This is a genomic window from Secundilactobacillus malefermentans DSM 5705 = KCTC 3548, from assembly GCF_001436395.1.
GTDB lineage: Bacteria > Bacillota > Bacilli > Lactobacillales > Lactobacillaceae > Secundilactobacillus > Secundilactobacillus malefermentans.
Genome location: NZ_AZGJ01000098.1, coordinates 1 through 1,714, shown reverse-complemented (window position 1 = coordinate 1,714; position 1,714 = coordinate 1). Strand labels below are relative to the sequence as shown.

Annotated in this window: 1 protein-coding gene; it reads right to left on the bottom strand. The window is 37.9% G+C overall.

The window, feature by feature from the left end:
* Positions 1-131: 131 nt before the first annotated feature.
* Positions 132-1,370, bottom strand: a complete 1,239-nt coding sequence (locus FD44_RS09820; RefSeq protein WP_010620861.1) for an IS110 family RNA-guided transposase — start codon at positions 1,368-1,370, stop codon at positions 132-134.
* Between the last annotated feature and the right edge of the window lie 344 nt (positions 1,371-1,714).

The following is a 1,714-nucleotide window of genomic DNA, read 5'->3' as shown; positions in this document are numbered from 1 at the left end:
AGCCTTGTGGTAATAAGTCAAGAAGGTGATAAGCCTGAAAGCCCGTAAAATTTGTTAATTTAGAGCATATCTACCCCAGCCCGCTGAAAGTAAGAATTTCACCGAGCTACGCTCGTTTCCGTTATCGTCATTTATTCAGCTATACCAGTTTCTGGTGGTACGTAAAGTTGATTATTTCGAATTAGAACGTCTACTAATCTAACCAACTTACGTGCTGTTAAAACGGCAGCTCGTTTGTGACGATACTTAGGAACCTCTTTATATTTTTTTTGATAGTAACGTTGGAATGTTGGATCGTAACGTCTTACTGAGTTGGCAGCTTCAACTAAGTAGTAACGTAGATATTGGTTACCCTTACGGGTACGAGGAGTGGATTGCCGGATACTAGTTCCTGATTCATGTGGCATCCAAGCTAAGCCAGCATATTTAGCAATGTGACTTTCATTTGGAAAACGAGTTATTTGACCAATTTCGGATACAATACCCGCCGCAAATACGGCACCGATTCCAGGAATACTAGTGAGACATTTGATTTCGGTAATTTGCACTGAAAGTTGTTGAATTGATTTATCGAGCTTTGTAATTTGTGCTTGAAGTGTACGAATAATTTCAGCATAAACCGCCAGAATTGAATCTACTGATTCAGTAACTGCTTTAGATAGTCGATAGGAAGACCGAACGGCCTTCTTAATGGCTTTAGCTACTTCTTCTGGATTACCAAATTTACCATGACCTAGCTGTTGTAATTTAACAGCTAACTGATCTAGTGGCATTGCAGCAGCTTCATCTAGACTTAGTTCTTCATCAGTAATTAAAGACATCATCGTCGAACCAAAAACAGATGTGGGTAGTGTTTGATCTAAGGTATTGCAGCGATAGTAGAGATTATTTAAAAATTGATTTTTAGCATCTACTAGTTGATGAATAAGATGATACCGTTCCCTGGTTAAGCGTTGTAATGCCATATATTTTTCCTGACGCACAACTGATGTTCCCAATGGTTTCACACGAATTAATTCGGCTAACTGTTTTGCATCTACCTCGTCGGTTTTACCATCATCAAACAATTCACTAAAATGATGAGAAGTGTAAGGATTAATGGTAATAACCTCGAGCTGATTTTTTTGTAACTCTTGGTCTTCAGACAGAAACGTAGTTGGATGAAAATTATAGACAGAAGTTGCCTCCATACCAACGATTACCTTTTGGTAATCCGATAATTTGGTTTCTGCAAGAATAGCTTGTTTGATTTGAGAAGCACCGTTTAAATCATTACTTGCCTCATCCTGAAATAGGCATTGGTCATCTGAGTTAATTGCACAATAACTTAGATTAAGTTTACCAACGTCAATACCAATAAATAAGTTCATGGGATAGGACCTCCTTTCACTTTTATTTGATTGAATAAGCTTAGGTGCTGCATGATGTTCCCTAATTACAATTCTACGGGCATCCTCGCAATATAAGTAGACTAGACAGAAACTAATTTAGCTGCGTTTTCACGCGAGTGAAAACAAATCAATTCAGTCACTACAGCTTGTGGTTTGCGGTTGTTCGAATTGCCTGGGCGGCATGCTATTAAAGCAGATTAAACTGCAGGAGGAATTAAGCCTATACCAGTTGGACCTAAATCCAATGAACAACTAGAGAATATCACGCAACATCTAAACATTGAACAAAAAACTAAAAGATATTAATTTTAATAATACGAGGA